The sequence below is a fragment of the Nocardioides coralli genome, from assembly GCF_019880385.1.
GTDB classification, from domain to species: Bacteria; Actinomycetota; Actinomycetes; order Propionibacteriales; family Nocardioidaceae; genus Nocardioides; species Nocardioides coralli.
The window spans coordinates 1,322,109-1,338,682 of sequence record NZ_CP082273.1; the positions used below are offsets into that span (position 1 = coordinate 1,322,109).

Consider the following 16,574-nt stretch of genomic DNA (forward strand, 5'->3'; position numbering starts at 1 on the left):
GTCGTCCGGGCTCTCCGAGACAGCCCCGGGAACCCCGCCGCGCCCAGTGGCCACGCGCCGCATCACCAGCGTGCTGTTCGGCGACCTCGTCGGGTTCACGCACCTGACGGAGAGCCGGGACCAGGAGGACGCGCGTGAGCTGCTGAGCCACTACTTCGACACGTGCCGGCGGATCGTCGAGCGCTACGGGGGCACGGTCGAGAAGTTCATCGGCGACGCGGTGATGGCTGTGTGGGGGGTCCCCAGCGCCCACGAGGACGATGCCGAGCGCGCGGTTCGTGCCGGGCTCGAGCTCGTCAATGCCGTCACCAGCATCGGCGACGAGCTCGGCGTGCCCGACCTCGCGATGCGGGTGGGCATCGTGACCGGGGAGGTGGCCGTGACGATCGGCGCCGAGCAACAGGGCATGGTGGCCGGCGACGCCGTCAACACCGCGGCACGGGTCCAGTCCGTGGCTGCTCCCCACCAGGTGTGGGTCGACGAGACGACGCGGCTGCTCACGTCCGCCGCCATCACCTACCTGGATGTCGGAAGTCACGCTCTCAAGGGAAAGGCTGACCCGGTCCCGCTGTGGTCGGTGCGGGCCGTCGTCGCCGCTGTCGGTGGAGCCCAGCGGGCTGACGGCCTGGAGGCGCCGCTGATCGGCCGGGAGCGCGAGCTGCGGATGGTCAAGGAGCTCTTCCACGCCTCGGAGGAGTCGGGCCGACCGGCACTCCTCGTGATGGTGGGGGAGCCGGGAGTGGGCAAGTCGCGCCTGGCCTGGGAGTTCGAGAAGTACGTCGACGGTCTGCTCGGCTCCGTCCGCTGGCACAGCGGGCGCTGCGTGTCCTACGGCGAGGGGGTCGCCTACTACGCCCTCGCCGAGGCGTTCCGTGGTCGGCTGCAGATGCTGCTCTCCGCACCGGAGGACGGCGGTGAGGAGGACGCGGTCCGGCTGCTGGAGCTGGGGCTGGTGCGCTACGTCGCTGACGAGGCGGAGCGCGACTGGCTTCGCCCGCGGGTCGCTGCACTGCTCGGCACCGGCTCGGTCGCGGGGTTCCCGCGCGAGGACCTGTTCTCGGCGTGGACGGTGTTCCTGGAGCGTGTCGCGGAGGGGTACCCGCTGGTGCTGGTGATCGACGACGCGCAGCACGCCGACGACGGTCTCCTGCACTTCGTCGAGCACGTGATCAGCGTCGCTGCCTTCCCCTGCTTCGTGCTGCTCCTGACTCGTCCCGGGCTGGTCGAGGCACGTCCGAGCCTGGCGACGAACCATCGGGCGACCGTCAGTCATCTCGAGGTCATGCGAGAGGACGAGGTGGCCGAGCTGATCGACGGGCTGGTGGCCGGCGTGCCGGCCTCCGTCCGCAGCTCGCTCGTCGCGCGCTCCGAGGGGGTCCCCCTGTTCGCGGTCGAGACGGTGCGCTCACTCATCGACCGCGACCTCGTGGTGCCGCGGGGCGGACAGTATGTGCTGGCCGATCCCGACCGTCTCGACCTCGACTCCCTGGGTGCCCCTGCCTCGCTGCAGGCGCTGATCTCCGCGCGCCTCGATGCGCTGGAGCCCTCCCACCGACGACTGGTCGACCTGGCCTCCGTGTTCGGGGGTTCCTTCACCGCGGAGCAGATCGGTGCGCTCGGGCGCGAGCTGGGCGGCGTCGCCGACGTCGAGGGCGCCCTGGTGGCGCTCACCAGGCTGCAGATCCTGGGCGTCGACGCCAACCGGTTCAGCGCCGGTTTCGGCCGCTACCACTTCGTGCAGAGCGTGGTGCGACAGGTCGCCTACGGAACCCTCTCGCGGCGGGACCGGAAGGCGGCCCACCTCGCGGTCGCCGCGCTGCTGGAGCGAGCCGAGGACACGGGTGCCGACGTGGCGGCGATCGTCGCCCGGCACTACCTCGACGCCCTGGCCGCGATGCCCGGCGACCCGGACGTGGCAGACCTCGAGGCGCGGGCGACGGCGCAGCTGGAGGTGGCAGCGGAGCGGGCACGGGCCCTCGGTGCGCCCAGCGAGTCGGTCCAGCACCTGCGCGCTGCCTTCGAGCGCGCCTCGGGTGACGACCAGCGCGCCCGTCTGGAGTCGGCTCTGGCCGCCGCGATGTTCGACGCCGGGGACTACGCGGGGGCCGCCGAGCACGGGCGGGCCGCGACGGAGGCCTTCGACGCTCTGGGTGATGCCCTGTCGGCGGCCGTCGCGGCCGCCGCCTGGGCCGACGCACTGGCGGCGTCGGGTGACATCCCCGCGGCCGTCGAGGTCGTGGAGCCCCGCTGGGAGGCGCTGCAGGACGTCCCCGGCAGCGATCCCGCGCTGCTGCGGCTCGGTGAAGCCCTGATCGGCGCCACGTCGCGCCGGGGTGAGACGCGGTGGGAGGTGCTCCGGCGCCGGATCCAGATCGCCGAACGGATGGGGGAGCACGCGCATCTCGCGGACACGCTCAACTGGCTCAGTGTCGACTTCACCTCCTTGGGCGCGCCCTACACCTCCAAGGTCGTGATGGAGGCGGCAGCCGACCTGGCCCGGGCCCACCACCTGCCGGTGTCACTGGCGCGCTGCCTCAACAACCTCATCGTCACCGAGGGGCTCTCCGACCTGCCCCGGGCATTGGAAGCCGCGCGCGAGGGCGTGGAGGTCGCCGACCGGTCGGGGGTCGCGTTCTGGCGTGAGTACATCCGGGCCAACCTGGCGCTCGCCTCGTTCGCCGCCGGCGACTGGGCGACCGTGGACGAGCTGGTCGCCGACGCCCACGGCCTGATGTCCATCAACGTCTCGGTCATGCGCACCTTGCAGCTCGCCCTGGAGCTGATTCGCAACCCTGCTCCTCCGGCGGTGGCGGCGGACCCGCCCCTGGAGCTCGACGACCCCGTCGAGCAGGCCTGGTGGCACTACGTCAGCGGACTGCAAGCGGTCTCGAGGGGAGAGCACCAGCAGGCAGCGCACCTGCTGGCGCGATCAGTCGAGCTGACGGCCGAGGCCACCGGGCTCTCGGACGACCTCCACCACATCTGGCCGGCGGCCGTCGAGGTCGCCATGGAGTGCGAGGACGACGACGCGCTGGCCCGGCTGCTGGCCGTCGTGGACGACCACGCGGTGCGGGCACTGGTGCCCGTCGCCGTGGCGGCGCACCGGCGACGGGTGGCCGGCCTGCTCGCCCGCCGCTGCGAGCCCGACGCGGCGGAGCGCATGCTCCGGGAGGCGATCGAGATGTTCCGCCGGTGGGGCGCGCAGCCCTACCTGGCGCGCACGCAGGTGGAGCTGGGCCAGTGGTTGGTGGAGCGGGGCGAGACCGAGCAGGGCCACGGGCTGGTCCGGGACGGGCGGACGGCGCTCGCCGAGCTCGGAGCCTTCGGGTGGCTGGCCAGGCTCGGGCTCGGCGAGGGCGATCGGGTCCGCGTCGCCGACTAGCCGGGTCGCCGGGTCTCGCGTGCCGGCGTTGCTAGCCGTCGGCGGGAGCGTCGTTCCACATGTCGAGGCAGCACCGCCACGTCCCGTCGTGCTCCTTGCGCCACACCGTGGCGACCCGGCCCTCGGCACGCACGTGCCCGGCCTCGGTGTCCATCTCGACCAGGTTGGTGCCGAGGATCCACGCCATCGACCCGTCGGCTGACACCTCGACGCTGTCGGTGGTCCAGCTGATGGAGAAGCCGGGAATCGTGCGCGTGCCTTCGACGTAAGCGCGAAGAGCCTCCTTGCCGACCACGGGCGGCATCCCGGGCGGGATCACCACGGCGTCGTCGGTCCAGAACTCGAGGATCTCCTCGACGTCCCCCTCGCTCTCAGCCAGCTTCGCCCATGCCCGGTCGCGTTCGATCAGCTGCTGCCGTTCCTGGTCGTCGTCCACGAGAACCCCCGTCGTTGTGGTCATCAGGTGTGCCGGCAGTTTCGCAGAGGCCGGGCCGATCGGAACAGGCCCGGACGACAGGTCCAGACCGCGCGATGCAGGGGGTTGCCGCGCACCTGCTTTCGTTTTAGTCTCACCCTAATGACTTCAACGCGACCCTACCGAATGTCCGCGCGAGCGGCCGCCGCGGCGGTGACCCGTGAGCGGATCGCTGCCGCAGCCGAGCACGCCTTCAGCACCGAGTGGTACGACGACGTGACGATCCGGGGGATCGCCCACGTCGCGGAGGTGTCGGAGCAGACGGTGCTCAACCACTTCTCCTCGAAGGACGAGCTCTGTGCCGTGGCCTTCGAGCGCTGGACCGGCGCCATCGACTCGCGTCGGGCCGAAGCCCGGTCCGCGGGAGTGGGCCCGGCGGTGTCCCTGCTCGTCGAGGACTACGAGCTCACCGGCGACACCACGCTGCGGATGCTCGCCGTCGAGCACCGCGTGGACAGCATCCGGCCGTGGCTGGCCCAGGGGCGGCGCGAGCACGAGCGCTGGGTGGCCAGCGCCTTCGCCGGCGCCCTCGAGGGGTTGTCCTCGGACGAGCGCGCCCGTCGCCTCGCGCAGCTCGTCGTCGTCACCGACGTCTACGCCTGGAAGCTGCTCCGACGCGACCGCGGCCTCGAACCCGACGAGGTGGCCGCGATCATCACCGACCTCGTCCGCGGGCTGCACCGCTGACCCGCCTCCACCGCCACGAAAGGAACCACCCATGACGCACCACAAGATCCTCCTCGCCGCCTGGGACGGCGCTGGTTGCGTGCCACCGCTGCTGAGCGTCGCCCGTGCCCTCGTCGAGCGGGGACACGACGTCCGGGTCATCGCCGACCCTGTCATCGCCGACGCCGCGAGGGCCGTGGGGGCGCGCCACGTGTCCTGGACGCGGGCCCCGCACCGCACGGTGAGGTCACGCGAGTCCTGGTTCATCGACGACCTGGGTCCCGAGGGCTTCGCCGGCATGCGCGACAACCTCGCGGTCGGCCCGGCGGCCGAGTTCGCCGCCGACGTACGCGCCGAGATCGACCGGGAGCGTCCGGACGTGGTCCTGGCGGAGACCCTCCTCCTCGGCGCGCTCGTGGCCGCCGAGGCGGCCGGTGTCCCGAGCGTGCTGCTCAACACCACCGTCAACATGGCCCCTGTCGAGGGCGTCCCTCCCTTCGGCGCCGGACTGCTGCCGGCCCGGGACGATGCCGACCGGCTGCTCCACGAGCAGGTGGCGGCGGCCGGCGCAGCAGCCTGGGACGTCGCCCTCCCTGCACTCAACCGGGCCCGGCAGCAGGAGGGGCTCGAGCCGCTCGAGCACGTGCTGCACCAGCTCATGTCGCCGGCGAGGCTGCTCGTGCTGTCCAGCGCCGCCTTCGACTTCACCGGTCCACTGCCACCGCCGATCCGCTACGTCGGACCACGACTCGACGACCTCGAGGGCGGTGGCCTCACAGCGTGGGAGCCGCCTCCCGGCGACGACCCGCTGGTGCTCGTCTCGCTCAGCACCGAGTTCCAGGACCAGACCGCGGTGCTGAACCGGATCGTGGAGGCCCTCGGCGGCGTGCCGGTCCGCGGCGTCGTGACCACCGGCCGGGCCGTCGACCCCGCCGACGTCCCGGCTCCGCCCAACGTCCAGGTCGTCCGCCTCGCCCCGCACCGTCAGGTGCTGGCGCACGCCGCGGCGGTCGTCACCCACGCAGGTCACGGGACCACCATCAAGGCGCTTGCGTCCGGCGTGCCCCTGGTGTGCATCCCCATGGGGCGTGACCAGCCTGACGTGGCCGCCCGCGTGGTGCACCGGGGTGTCGGCCTCCGCGTGGACCCCTCGGCCGGGGCGAACGACATCCGCCAGGCGATCGACGAGGTGCTGCGCGTGCCTGCCTACCGGGATCGCGCACAGCAGCTTGCCGCGGCGATCGCCGTCGAGACAGCGCAGGACCTCGCGGTCGAGGAGATCGAGGGGCTGCTGGCGGGCGACACCTCGACCCTCCAGCCGCTGGTGCGCTGACGTCGGGTCGGTCCGGCCCTCAGGCAGCGCCGCCGGTGTGGTGGTCGAGGCGGTGCGGCATCGGCGCCGCGTCGGTGAGCTCCAGCACCCGCAGGGTGACCAGGAGGACACCGGTCGCGGCGCCGGCCACGACGAGCGCGCCGGTGAGCAGCGAGAAGGTCTGACCGACCGCGCTGTCGCGGAAACCCGCCGCTGCGTCGAGGGCGAGCACCAGCGCGGCTCCCAGTGCCACGGCACCCCAGGCGAACGCGCCGAACCAGCGGGCGCCTTGCGCGGGTGCCTCGGAGGCCGCCTCGGTCGGACCACGCAGCAACATCAGGGCTGCGGCGGCCACCACCACCCAGCCCCCCACGACCAGGAACGACGCCACCGAGTCCGCCGGGCGGTGCCACCCGGCCGACATGGTGGCCAGGGCGGTGAGCACGGCGAACACCCCGCCCGCCGTGCCGACGGCCAGACGCACTCGGTGAGGGAGCACGATCAGCACGGCGGCGACGGCGGAGAAGACGGCCGTGCTGTGGCCGCTGGGCATGCTGTTGAGGGTCGCGGGTGCGTACTCGTCCAGCCCGAGGTCGGGCCGGGTGAGCAGGGCCTCCTTGAGCAGCCAGCTGGTGCCGTTGGCCGCGAACATCGTGGCGAGGGCCACCAGGCCCGTGATCCGGGCGAGGCGCACGAGGGCGATGGTGGCCACGATGGCCAGAGCGCCGGTCAACGACGCCACGGACACGAGGTCGAGCACCAGGTCGACGCTGTCGGCCACCGGGTCCTGCGTCAGGATCGCGCCGCGGAGCGCCGCGTCCCCGAACACGCGACCGGTGAGCGTGCGGACGGTGAACCAGTAGAGGGCGGCGAACACCCCCGCGTAGATCAGCAGCAGGGCCGCGAGCACCGTCAGACGGGTGACCGTGCTGTGTCCGAACCTCACCCTTCCATGATGCTCGCTACCCGGGCACCCCGTCAGCCGTCGAGGGTCACGACCGTGACGTCGCCACCCACCTGGACGGTCCTGCTGCCCGCGGGCGTGGTGACCCGGACGGAGACCGGCGCGGCCCTGCCGGCGGCGTCGACGGTCACCCGGCGCCACAGGTACAGCCGCACCGTTCCCGCGGCGTCGCGGGTCGCGAGGCGCTGCACGCCGGCGGGAGCGTCGATGTCGGCGTGCACCCGGGTGGCGGTACCGCCCTTGTGCCGGAGGATCGTGGACAGGGCGGTGAAGGCCGGCTTGCGCCGCCAGGTAGCCGGGTCCATGGTCGGCGTGTCCACGAGGCCCAGGCTCGCCTCCCGGTCCGCGTCACTGGGGTCGGGTGAGTCGCTGACCTCGAAGTAGGACACGTAACCGCCGCGGAGGAAGTACTCGAGGCCCATCTTGGCGACGTAGGCCGCCTGCTGTGCCTCGGTGACGTTCCTCGCGCCGCCCCGGTAGTTCTGGGCGGTGAAGTAGCCGGCCTCGGTGCACCACGGCGTGGGGTCGGCCTTCGGGAACGTGTCCCGCAACGCGTCGATCGTCTGGTCGAGCTCCCACGTCGGGTCACCGCCCCGCGGGTAGAGGTGGTAGGTGATCGCGTCGATGGTGTCGTGCGCCGACCAGACCCGGCCGGTGCCGTCGGTGAAGCGGACGTCCGCCAGCTTCTGGGCGTCGCGCCGGAACTGGGCCGTGTCGCCGGACCACAGCGCCGGCAACCCGACGTCCACCTGGTGACGCATCCGCGCGTTGGCGGCGGCCACCGCCTTCGCGAGCGGGACGATGTTGTCGCGCAGGGTGCGGAGCGGCCAGTCCGCGGGCAGGGGGGAGCCGCCGCCACGGATGTGGTTGGGCTCGTTCCAGCCCACCACCATGGGGACGTTGTCGCCCCACTGGACCAGCTTGTCGGTCAGGCCGTTCCAGAAGGCGGCGGACTCCGGCTTGTAGCCGCCCTTGGTCTCGCCGACGGTGAGGATGGTCTTGACACCCATCGCGTGGAGCCGCTCGATGTCGGCGACGTCGGCCTTGTTGGTGACGTACTTGAGGGTCACCCACTCCACCCCGAGGTCGTCGATCGCCTCCTCGATGGCGGGCCGCTTGCCGTAGGTCGTGTGGTTGTAGTGCGGGAAGTCGCGCACGCCGACGCGGTCGGCGAGGTCCTGCGCGGCGACCACGTCCAGCAGCGGCAGGTCGGAGATCGGTGGGCCCACCGGTCCGGGCGGGGGCTCGGGGGTCTCCGGGTCCTGCGGCGGCACGGGCGGCTCGGGCACCACCGGGGGCTCGGGCTGCTGGGGGAGCTCGCCCCCCAGAGCTCGCGCTCGGGACACGGGCACGGGGACGTTGCCGCAGCGGTGGGTGCGGAACGCTCGCAGCAGGGCCGCCTTCTCATCAGCGTCCACGCTCAGGGACCACCGTGCCTTCACGGCCACCCAGTGCTCGACGTAACGGCACTGGTCGTGCGCGGGCAGCCAGCGCGCCGGGTCCTGGTTCCCCTTGCGCTGGTTGGCCGACGCCGTCACGGCGGTCAGCGAGCGGCGGTCAGCGAGGTCGTTGGCGAAGGCGCTGCGGGTCGCCGCGGTCCAGCTGTGTGCGCCGGAGGCCCAGGCCTCCCCCAGGGGGACCATGTGGTCGATGTGCAGCGACCGGGGGTCACGGGTCGACACCCGGTCGTACCAGGAGTGCCAGCTGCCGCTGCGGAAGATGCAGCCACCGCGCAGCCGGGGGGCAGTCGCCTCCTGGAGGAGGACCTCGCGCCGGGTGTCGCACCCGTCGCCGTCGGCGTCGACCCAGTGCTCGAAGTGGGCGCGGTCGAAGCCGGCCCGCGCCTCCGGGGCGACGGGCAGCTCGTCCAGCAGCGCGAGCAGCTTCGGAGCCGCGGGGCGCACCCGGATCCGCACCGTGGCGACGTCGGAACGGCCACGGACGTCCGTGAGGCGGTAGCGGATCGAGACGGTGCCGGGGGCCATGTCGGCCGGCGCCGAGAACCGGATCGCCCGGCCGCCCCGGGCGCGTGCGGCCACCGGGCGGGCCGCCGCCGGTGCCACGCGCAGGATCTGCACGCGAGCCCGGCGTTTGCGGAACGCGGTGTCGTTGGCCTTGACCCGGATCTTCGTGGTCCGGCCGACGGTGGTCGTGATGGTGTCGTTGCGCGCCTGGGGCGCGGCCGTCCGTCCGGCCTCGGCACTCGAGGCGGTGACGAGGGGGGTCACCGCGGAGACGAGCAGGACGGACACAAGGGCAGGCAGATGCTTCATGGGGGGTCGCTCACTGGTCGGGGGGAGAACACTGGCGCCGACCAGAAGACTGGAGCTTTTTGCCATTCGCTGAGCGGTGAATGGCACAAAAGGATTGCCCGTGACTAGACCACGGTCACGGGCAGGAGCGATGGGTGTGGGCCGCGCCCGGCCGGGGCCGGGCGCGGCCTGCTGTCAGAGCACCAGGATGAGCAGGACGATGACGGCGATGACGAGCGCCGCGATTGCCATGGTGCGAGTGTTCATGCGATTCACCCTTTCCCCGGCCTGGTGGCCGTCGTCGGCAGTCTTGCAGACCGGGGCACGCGCGCCGGTTCACCCCCGTGGGTGTGGCGTCAGGTGGTGACACGAGCGGCCCGGGCGGGGCAGGGTGTCAGATGTGGACCTCGACTTCAGCGGACTCCGCGCCATGTTCGTCAACTGCACGCTGAAGCGGTCGCCCGAGCGCAGTCACACCCAAGGACTGGTCGAGGCGAGCGCAGCGATCATGCGCAAGCACGGGGTGGAGGTCGAGGTGCTCCGCGCCGTCGACCACGACATCGCCACCGGGGTCTACACCGACATGACCGAGCACGGCTGGCAGACCGACGCCTGGCCGGCGATCCACGAGCGGGTCATGGCCAGCAACATCCTCGTCATCGCCGGACCGATCTGGCTCGGGGACAACTCCAGCGTCACCAAGCAGGTGATCGAGCGGCTCTACGGCGGGTCGGGGGCGCTCAACGACGAGGGGCAGTACGCCTACTACGGGCGCGTCGCCGGCTGCCTCATCACCGGCAACGAGGACGGCATCAAGCACTGCGCGCAGAACGTCCTCTACTCCTTGCAGCACATCGGCTACACCATCCCGCCGCAGGCGGACGCCGGCTGGATCGGCGAGGCCGGGCCCGGCCCCTCCTACCTCGACGAGGGCAGCGGTGGGCCGGAGAACGACTTCACCAACCGCAACACCACGTTCATGACGTGGAACCTGCTGCACGTGGCCCGCCTGCTGCGCGACGCCGGCGGGATCCCGGCGCACGGCAACCAGCGGACGGCCTGGGACGACGGCGCGCGGTTCGACTTCGAGAATCCCGAGTACCGCTAGCTCATCGCGGCCGACGCGTCACGAACAGTCCCAGGAAGAACACCCCGACCAGCACGCACATCACCAGGCGGGCGGTGTAGCTCCAGGGCCAGACCCGGTCGGCGAAGTCGGTGCTGCCGAAGGTCAGGGTGTCCGTGGCGACCGCGAGCGTCGAGGTCCCCGCCCAGTTCGGGCCCGGGTCGGGCAGCGTGGTCACGTCCTCGATCGTGCCGGTGACGAGCGGCACGTCGAGCACCCGCTGGACGGCACCGCTCTCCAGTGCCCGGGCGATGACGGTGACGCTGTCGCGGCCGCTGAACCCCAGGAGTCGCTCGAGGGAGATCCCCGTCGTGCTGACCCGTTGCGACGCCGACACGCGGTCACCCTGCAGCTCGGCCACGAAGAGCCGGCGTGCCCCGCGGGCCGGCTGCAGGCTGACCAGCCGCTCGCCCGTCGCCGACCAGGCCAGCTGCGAGCCCTCGGGGATGTCGGTGGGCTGGCGTGCGATCTCCGGTCCCGGCACCGAGGCGGTGACGAGCTCGGTCCCGACGACGACGTCGACGGCGCTGTTGTCCGGCCGCCACGCCGTACGCCGGAGGTCGTCCCGGTCGCCGGGGACCTCCGCCACCACGCTGCCCGTCGCGACGTCGACGACCACCAGTCCCTCGGCGAGGACCAGCAGCAGCTCGCCGTCCGGGGAGAAGGTGCCGACGCTGGTGGCACCCGGGACCTCGAGGGCCGCCGCGTCGTCGGTGACCGGGTCGTAGACCACGACGCCGTCCTCCCCGACCCACGCCAACCGGTCACCGGCGGGACTGACCGCGACCGCCCCGGCGGCAGGTTGCGGGAGGTCGTCGACCTCGAGGGCCCGGTAGTCACCGGTTTGGGAGGAGATGGTCAGCCACGCCGGGTCGAGGTCTCCGAGGAGCCCGTCGCGCACGTCGGTCCCGGCGAAGACCATCGACACCGTGCCGACCGGACCGTAGTCACCGGTGGTGGCCACGCTGTCCGGAGGTCGCTCGACCACGTCGGGAAGGCTCCCGACGCCGCCGGAGGCGCCGGTCGTGGAACCGCGGACCGCCGCCCACCCCCACGTCGACGCGGTGTAGAGCGCCGCGACCCCGACGACGGTGACCACTACCGCAGCAAGAAGACGACGGCGCTGGATGCCGAAGCGCATGGTGCTCCCCGAGTGCTAGCTCTCCGAGGCGATCAGGTAGTCGCCTCCGCGGAACGCCAGCTGCAGCACGACGTCGTCGCTGGACGACCTCCCGTCCTCGGTGACGTAGTTGACCGTGTAGGCGACCGTCAGGGCATCGGGGTCAGCGGTGATCTGCGCGAGCTCGGCGCTCTCGATGGTCCCCCAGAACCCCGAGTACCCGTCGAATCCACCACTGGCCCGCTGGAAGCGCGGGGTGAGCATCTCGAAGGTGGTCTCGGGGGAGGAGGGCGCGGTGGCCAGGTAGTCGGCCATGAAGGCCTCCATCTCGTCGGCGGAGGGCTCGGCCGCGGGCTCCGACGCCGACTGGGTCGTCTGCGACGACGCCGGCTCGTCGGGCTGGTCGTCGGCTGCGGGCGTCTGGTCGTCGTTGCCCGCCAGCAGCCAGACGAGGAGGACCAGCAGCACCAGCCCGGCGGCGACCCCCGCCACGACGAGCGGACTCGTCGACCGTCCGTGCCGCGACGTCGATGTCGATGTCGTCGACGACGACGTCACCGGTGCGGGCTCCGGGGGCACGGCGGCGAACGGCTGGTCGGGAGTGCGAGGTGGGGGCGGCGGCGTGGCCGCCATGACCTGCGTCGCCTGGGGATCGGCGGTCGCCGGGGGCACCACCCCCGCCTTCGACTCCCCGCCGACCAGGAACCGGTGCACCTGCTCCATGGACCACCGCTCGTCCGGCTCCTTGGTCATGGTGGCCTCGAGCACGGGGGCCAGCCAACCGGGGTCGTCCAGCCGCGGCGGCTCCTCGTGCACGATCCGGTAGAGCGCGCCGAGCAGGTTGTCGCCGACCTCGTAGGGCGGCTTGCCCGCCAGGGCGTGGAAGGTGGTCGCACCGAGCGACCACACGTCGCTGGCCGCGGAGGCCGATCGGCCGGACGCCACCTCGGGTGCGAGGTAGGCCGGGGAGCCGGTCACCAGACCGGTGGCCGTCAGGGTCTTCTCGGCGTCGGAGCGGGCGATGCCGAAGTCGGACAGCTTCACCTGCCCGTCCTTGGCCACGAGGATGTTGGAGGGCTTCACGTCGCGGTGCGTGATCCCCGCCGCGTGGGCGGCGGCGAGGGCTGCGGCCGCCTGGGAGAGCAGGTCGGCCACCCGGTCCGGGGGGAGCGCACCCTCCCGCTCGACGAGCGCCGCCAGGGTCACGCCGTCGACGTACTCCATGACCAGCCACTGGCCGTCGTCGTCGGCCACGAGGTCGAAGACGGCGACCACGTTGGGGTGGCTGAGCCGGGCCGCCAACCGCGCCTCGCGCTCCGCCCGCTGGGCGTCGGGCGTGCCGCCCCCGGGAACGAGGCCGGTCCGCTTGACCGCCACCTGCCGACCGAGCACCTCGTCGCGAGCCAGCCAGACGGCACCCATGCCGCCGCGGCCGACCTCACGCTCGAGCTCGTAGCGGTCTGCGATCACCCGCGCATGCTATCCACCGCGCCCCCCACCCCCACGGGTGAAGCCGGGGTTGTACGCCGGGTCGCGCCATGGGGCAGGCTTGCTCCGAACCACCAAGGCGGAAAGGCAGCACGTGTCCATCGATCCCACCCTCCTCGACGACCTCGCGTGGCGCGGCCTCATCGCGCACTCGACGGACCTCGACGCCCTGCGCGACGAGCTCGGCTCCAGGAGCGTGAAGTTCTACGTCGGCTTCGACCCCACGGCGGCCAGTCTCCACATGGGCCACCTGGTCCAGATCCTCACCGCGCGGCGTCTCCAGCTCGCCGGCCACACGCCCTACGCCCTCGTCGGCGGAGCGACCGGCATGATCGGCGACCCCAAGGAGTCCGGCGAGCGAACGCTGAACTCGCTGGACGTCGTGCGTGACTGGGTGGCCACGGTGCGGAGCCAGATCGAGCCGTTCCTCTCCTTCGAGGGCGACAACGCCGCGACGATGGTCAACAACTACGACTGGACGGCATCGCTGTCGACCATCGACTTCCTGCGCGACATCGGCAAGCACTTCCCGGTCAACCGGATGCTGGCCCGCGACGTCGTCCGCACGCGGCTCGAGGCCGGCATCAGCTACACCGAGTTCAGCTACGTGCTGCTGCAGTCCCTGGACTACCTGAACCTCTACCGCGACCACGGCGTCACGCTGCAGTTCGGCGGGTCGGACCAGTGGGGCAACCTGACCGCCGGTGTGGAGCTCATCCGTCGCGCCGAGGGCGCGCGGGTGCACGCGATCGCGACGCCGCTCCTGACCCGCGCCGACGGCACCAAGTACGGCAAGTCCGAGGGCGGCGCCCTCTGGCTCGACCCCCAGCTCATGTCGCCGTACGCCTTCCACCAGTTCTGGCTCAACGCCGAGGACGAGAAGGTCGGTGAGCTGCTGAGGGTCTTCACGTTCCTGTCCCGTGAGGAGATCCTCGAGCTGGAGGAGCAGACGCGTGAGAAGCCGTTCCTCCGAGCGGCGCAGCGGGCCCTGGCCGACCACGTGACCACACTGGTCCACGGCAAGGACGAGACGGAGCAGGCCAAGGCGGCCGCCGCTGCGCTGTTCGGGAGCGGTGACCTGACACAGCTCGGTGCCGGGACCATCGGCGCCGCGCTGACCGAGGCGGGCGCGACGGAGGTCTCCGGCGAGCTGCCGGGGGTCGTCGACCTGCTGGTGGAGGCGGGCCTGGCGCGGAGCAAGGGGGAGGCGCGCCGCACCATCGGCGAGGGTGGCGCCTACCTCAACAACGTGCGCATCGAGGACCCCGACCTGGTGCCCTCGAGGGAGGACCTGATCGCGGGGGAGTGGCTGGTCCTCCGGCGCGGCAAGAAGAGCTTCGCGGGGGTGCGGGTCACCGCCGGTTGAACCTGCCCGTGCGGGTGCCGGGAGCCTGTGGCTCACGACACAGCGGATGGATTTGGTCCTGGGCCGGACAGCCTCTAATGTTCTCCGGGTCGCCAGGGAGCGGCGGGACGCAAGATCCGCGAGGATCGGGCGGCCGGCCCCGGGTGGCCACCTCCAACACACATCCACCGGATGACTGAGTGCGCGCCGAGCAGGCGGTCTCGAAACTCCGAGGGTTCAGTGCTGTGCCGAGGTGGGGAGGAAAAGGCCCCGATTTGCGGAAGCCGAAAACCTCCCGCTAACGTTGGAAACACCGACGCAGAGAAGCGAGAGCCGATCACGTCGAGTGCCCGATGTTTGAGAACTCAACAGTGTGTTTATGTCGATAGAATTAGTTTGTGTGCCCTGTCAATGGCGCAATGTTTGTTGTGTTGTTGTTTGGGTTTGATGATTGATTCTGGCAATTGTGTCAGGGTTTGTTGTCAGGTTTGAGTTTTTTGTAGGTTTTCTACGGAGAGTTTGATCCTGGCTCAGGACGAACGCTGGCGGCGTGCTTAACACATGCAAGTCGAGCGGAAAGGCTCCTTCGGGGGTACTCGAGCGGCGAACGGGTGAGTAACACGTGAGTAATCTGCCCTCCACTTCGGGATAGCTCCGGGAAACCGGGATTAATACCGGATATGACTCCTTCACGCATGTGGGGGGGTGGAAAGTTTTTCGGTGGAGGATGTGCTCGCGGCCTATCAGCTTGTTGGTGGGGTAATGGCCTACCAAGGCTTCGACGGGTAGCCGGCCTGAGAGGGTGACCGGTCACACTGGGACTGAGACACGGCCCAGACTCCTACGGGAGGCAGCAGTGGGGAATATTGGACAATGGGCGGAAGCCTGATCCAGCAACGCCGCGTGAGGGATGACGGCCTTCGGGTTGTAAACCTCTTTCAGCACCGACGAAGCGCAAGTGACGGTAGGTGCAGAAGAAGGACCGGCCAACTACGTGCCAGCAGCCGCGGTAATACGTAGGGTCCGAGCGTTGTCCGGAATTATTGGGCGTAAAGGGCTCGTAGGCGGTCTGTCGCGTCGGGAGTGAAAACCCAGGGCTTAACTCTGGGCTTGCTTTCGATACGGGCAGACTGGAGGCATGCAGGGGAGAACGGAATTCCTGGTGTAGCGGTGAAATGCGCAGATATCAGGAGGAACACCGGTGGCGAAGGCGGTTCTCTGGGCATGTCCTGACGCTGAGGAGCGAAAGTGTGGGGAGCGAACAGGATTAGATACCCTGGTAGTCCACACCGTAAACGTTGGGCGCTAGGTGTGGGATCCATTCCACGGGTTCCGTGCCGCAGCTAACGCATTAAGCGCCCCGCCTGGGGAGTACGGCCGCAAGGCTAAAACTCAAAGGAATTGACGGGGGCCCGCACAAGCGGCGGAGCATGCGGATTAATTCGATGCAACGCGAAGAACCTTACCTGGGTTTGACATACACCCTGCCGCTCCAGAGATGGGGCTTCTTTTGGGGGTGTACAGGTGGTGCATGGCTGTCGTCAGCTCGTGTCGTGAGATGTTGGGTTAAGTCCCGCAACGAGCGCAACCCTCGTTCCATGTTGCCAGCAGGCCCTTTGGGGTGCTGGGGACTCATGGGAGACTGCCGGGGTCAACTCGGAGGAAGGTGGGGATGACGTCAAGTCATCATGCCCCTTATGTCCAGGGCTTCACGCATGCTACAATGGCCGGTACAGACCGCTGCGATCCCGTGAGGGGGAGCGAATCGGAAAAAGCCGGTCTCAGTTCGGATTGGGGTCTGCAACTCGACCCCATGAAGTCGGAGTCGCTAGTAATCGCAGATCAGCAACGCTGCGGTGAATACGTTCCCGGGCCTTGTACACACCGCCCGTCACGTCACGAAAGTCGGCAACACCCGAAGCCCATGGCCCAACCGCTTGCGGAGGGAGTGGTCGAAGGTGGGGCTGGCGATTGGGACGAAGTCGTAACAAGGTAGCCGTACCGGAAGGTGCGGCTGGATCACCTCCTTTCTAAGGAGCACGCCCTGTGCTCACCGGCGAGTGTCTGGTGGGTTGTGTGGGGTGTTCACTAGTGGAATCTGTCGACATTCCCTGCCCGTGTGGTTGCTGGGTGCTGGTGCCGGTTGTGTCCGGTGCTGGTGGCTGGTGGTCGGGGTGGGGGCACACTGTTGGGGTTCTGAGGCATCGGGCCGGCCCCTGCTGGTTTCCCTGGTTGTCCCCTGCTGCTGCGCTGATGGTGTGGTGGTGGGGGATCGGGGTGTGGGGGGGGGGGTTGGTTGTCTTGGTCCTGGCCGTGCCTGGGCTCCTCGTGAGGGGGAGTCGTCGGGGCGGTGTGGGGTTGTTGTTTGAGATCTGGATAGTGGACGCGAGCATCTTTGTAGTCTGTGTCTTCTGTGCATGCGTGGCCGCCGTGCCCTGGTGTTT

Annotated in this window: 10 protein-coding genes and 1 rRNA gene; 6 read left to right on the forward strand and 5 right to left on the reverse strand. The window is 70.4% G+C overall.

The window, feature by feature from the left end; translation table 11 throughout:
* The first annotated feature begins 46 nt into the window (after positions 1 to 46).
* Positions 47 to 3,382: an adenylate/guanylate cyclase domain-containing protein gene (locus K6T13_RS06495; protein ID WP_249423967.1), complete on the forward strand. Its 3,336-nt coding sequence runs from the start codon at positions 47 to 49 to the stop codon at positions 3,380 to 3,382.
* Positions 3,383 to 3,413: 31 nt separating this feature from the next.
* On the opposite strand, the gene K6T13_RS06500 is transcribed toward K6T13_RS06495, so the two are convergent.
* Positions 3,414 to 3,818 carry a YybH family protein gene (locus K6T13_RS06500; RefSeq protein ID WP_222897694.1) on the reverse strand — a complete coding sequence of 135 codons (405 nt, stop codon included), beginning with the start codon at positions 3,816 to 3,818 and terminating at the stop codon, positions 3,414 to 3,416.
* A 141-nt stretch (positions 3,819 to 3,959) separates the two neighbouring features.
* Between K6T13_RS06500 and K6T13_RS06505 the strand changes: the two genes are divergently transcribed.
* Positions 3,960 to 4,544: a TetR/AcrR family transcriptional regulator gene (locus tag K6T13_RS06505; protein WP_222897695.1), complete on the forward strand. Its 585-nt coding sequence runs from the start codon at positions 3,960 to 3,962 to the stop codon at positions 4,542 to 4,544.
* Between the two features lie 31 nt (positions 4,545 to 4,575).
* A complete protein-coding gene (locus K6T13_RS06510; RefSeq protein WP_222897696.1) occupies positions 4,576 to 5,856 on the forward strand; it encodes a glycosyltransferase in 1,281 nt (426 codons plus the stop codon).
* A gap of 19 nt (positions 5,857 to 5,875) precedes the next feature.
* On the opposite strand, the gene K6T13_RS06515 is transcribed toward K6T13_RS06510, so the two are convergent.
* Complete coding sequence (locus tag K6T13_RS06515; RefSeq protein ID WP_222897697.1) at positions 5,876 to 6,781, reverse strand: phosphatase PAP2 family protein; 906 nt, start codon at positions 6,779 to 6,781, stop codon at positions 5,876 to 5,878.
* Between the two features lie 32 nt (positions 6,782 to 6,813).
* On the reverse strand, positions 6,814 to 9,072 hold the full coding sequence (locus K6T13_RS06520) for an HNH endonuclease family protein (RefSeq protein WP_222897698.1): 2,259 nt from the start codon (positions 9,070 to 9,072) through the stop codon (positions 6,814 to 6,816).
* A 379-nt stretch (positions 9,073 to 9,451) separates the two neighbouring features.
* Between K6T13_RS06520 and K6T13_RS06525 the strand changes: the two genes are divergently transcribed.
* Positions 9,452 to 10,159 (forward strand): flavodoxin family protein, encoded by a 708-nt coding sequence (locus tag K6T13_RS06525; protein ID WP_249423968.1) that lies wholly within the window; start codon positions 9,452 to 9,454, stop codon positions 10,157 to 10,159.
* Position 10,160: 1 nt separating this feature from the next.
* On the opposite strand, the gene K6T13_RS06530 is transcribed toward K6T13_RS06525, so the two are convergent.
* Both K6T13_RS06530 and K6T13_RS06535 read right to left on the reverse strand, forming a co-directional pair.
* Positions 10,161 to 11,318, reverse strand: coding sequence for a WD40 repeat domain-containing protein (locus K6T13_RS06530; RefSeq protein ID WP_222897699.1), 1,158 nt, complete (start codon positions 11,316 to 11,318; stop codon positions 10,161 to 10,163).
* 15 nt (positions 11,319 to 11,333) lie between these two features.
* A complete protein-coding gene (locus K6T13_RS06535; RefSeq protein WP_222897700.1) occupies positions 11,334 to 12,767 on the reverse strand; it encodes a serine/threonine-protein kinase in 1,434 nt (477 codons plus the stop codon).
* A 112-nt stretch (positions 12,768 to 12,879) separates the two neighbouring features.
* Between K6T13_RS06535 and tyrS the strand changes: the two genes are divergently transcribed.
* On the forward strand, positions 12,880 to 14,151 hold the full coding sequence (gene tyrS, locus K6T13_RS06540) for a tyrosine--tRNA ligase (RefSeq protein ID WP_222897701.1): 1,272 nt from the start codon (positions 12,880 to 12,882) through the stop codon (positions 14,149 to 14,151).
* 486 nt (positions 14,152 to 14,637) lie between these two features.
* Positions 14,638 to 16,160: ribosomal RNA gene (locus tag K6T13_RS06545) — 16S ribosomal RNA — on the forward strand.
* Positions 16,161 to 16,574: the final 414 nt, after the last annotated feature.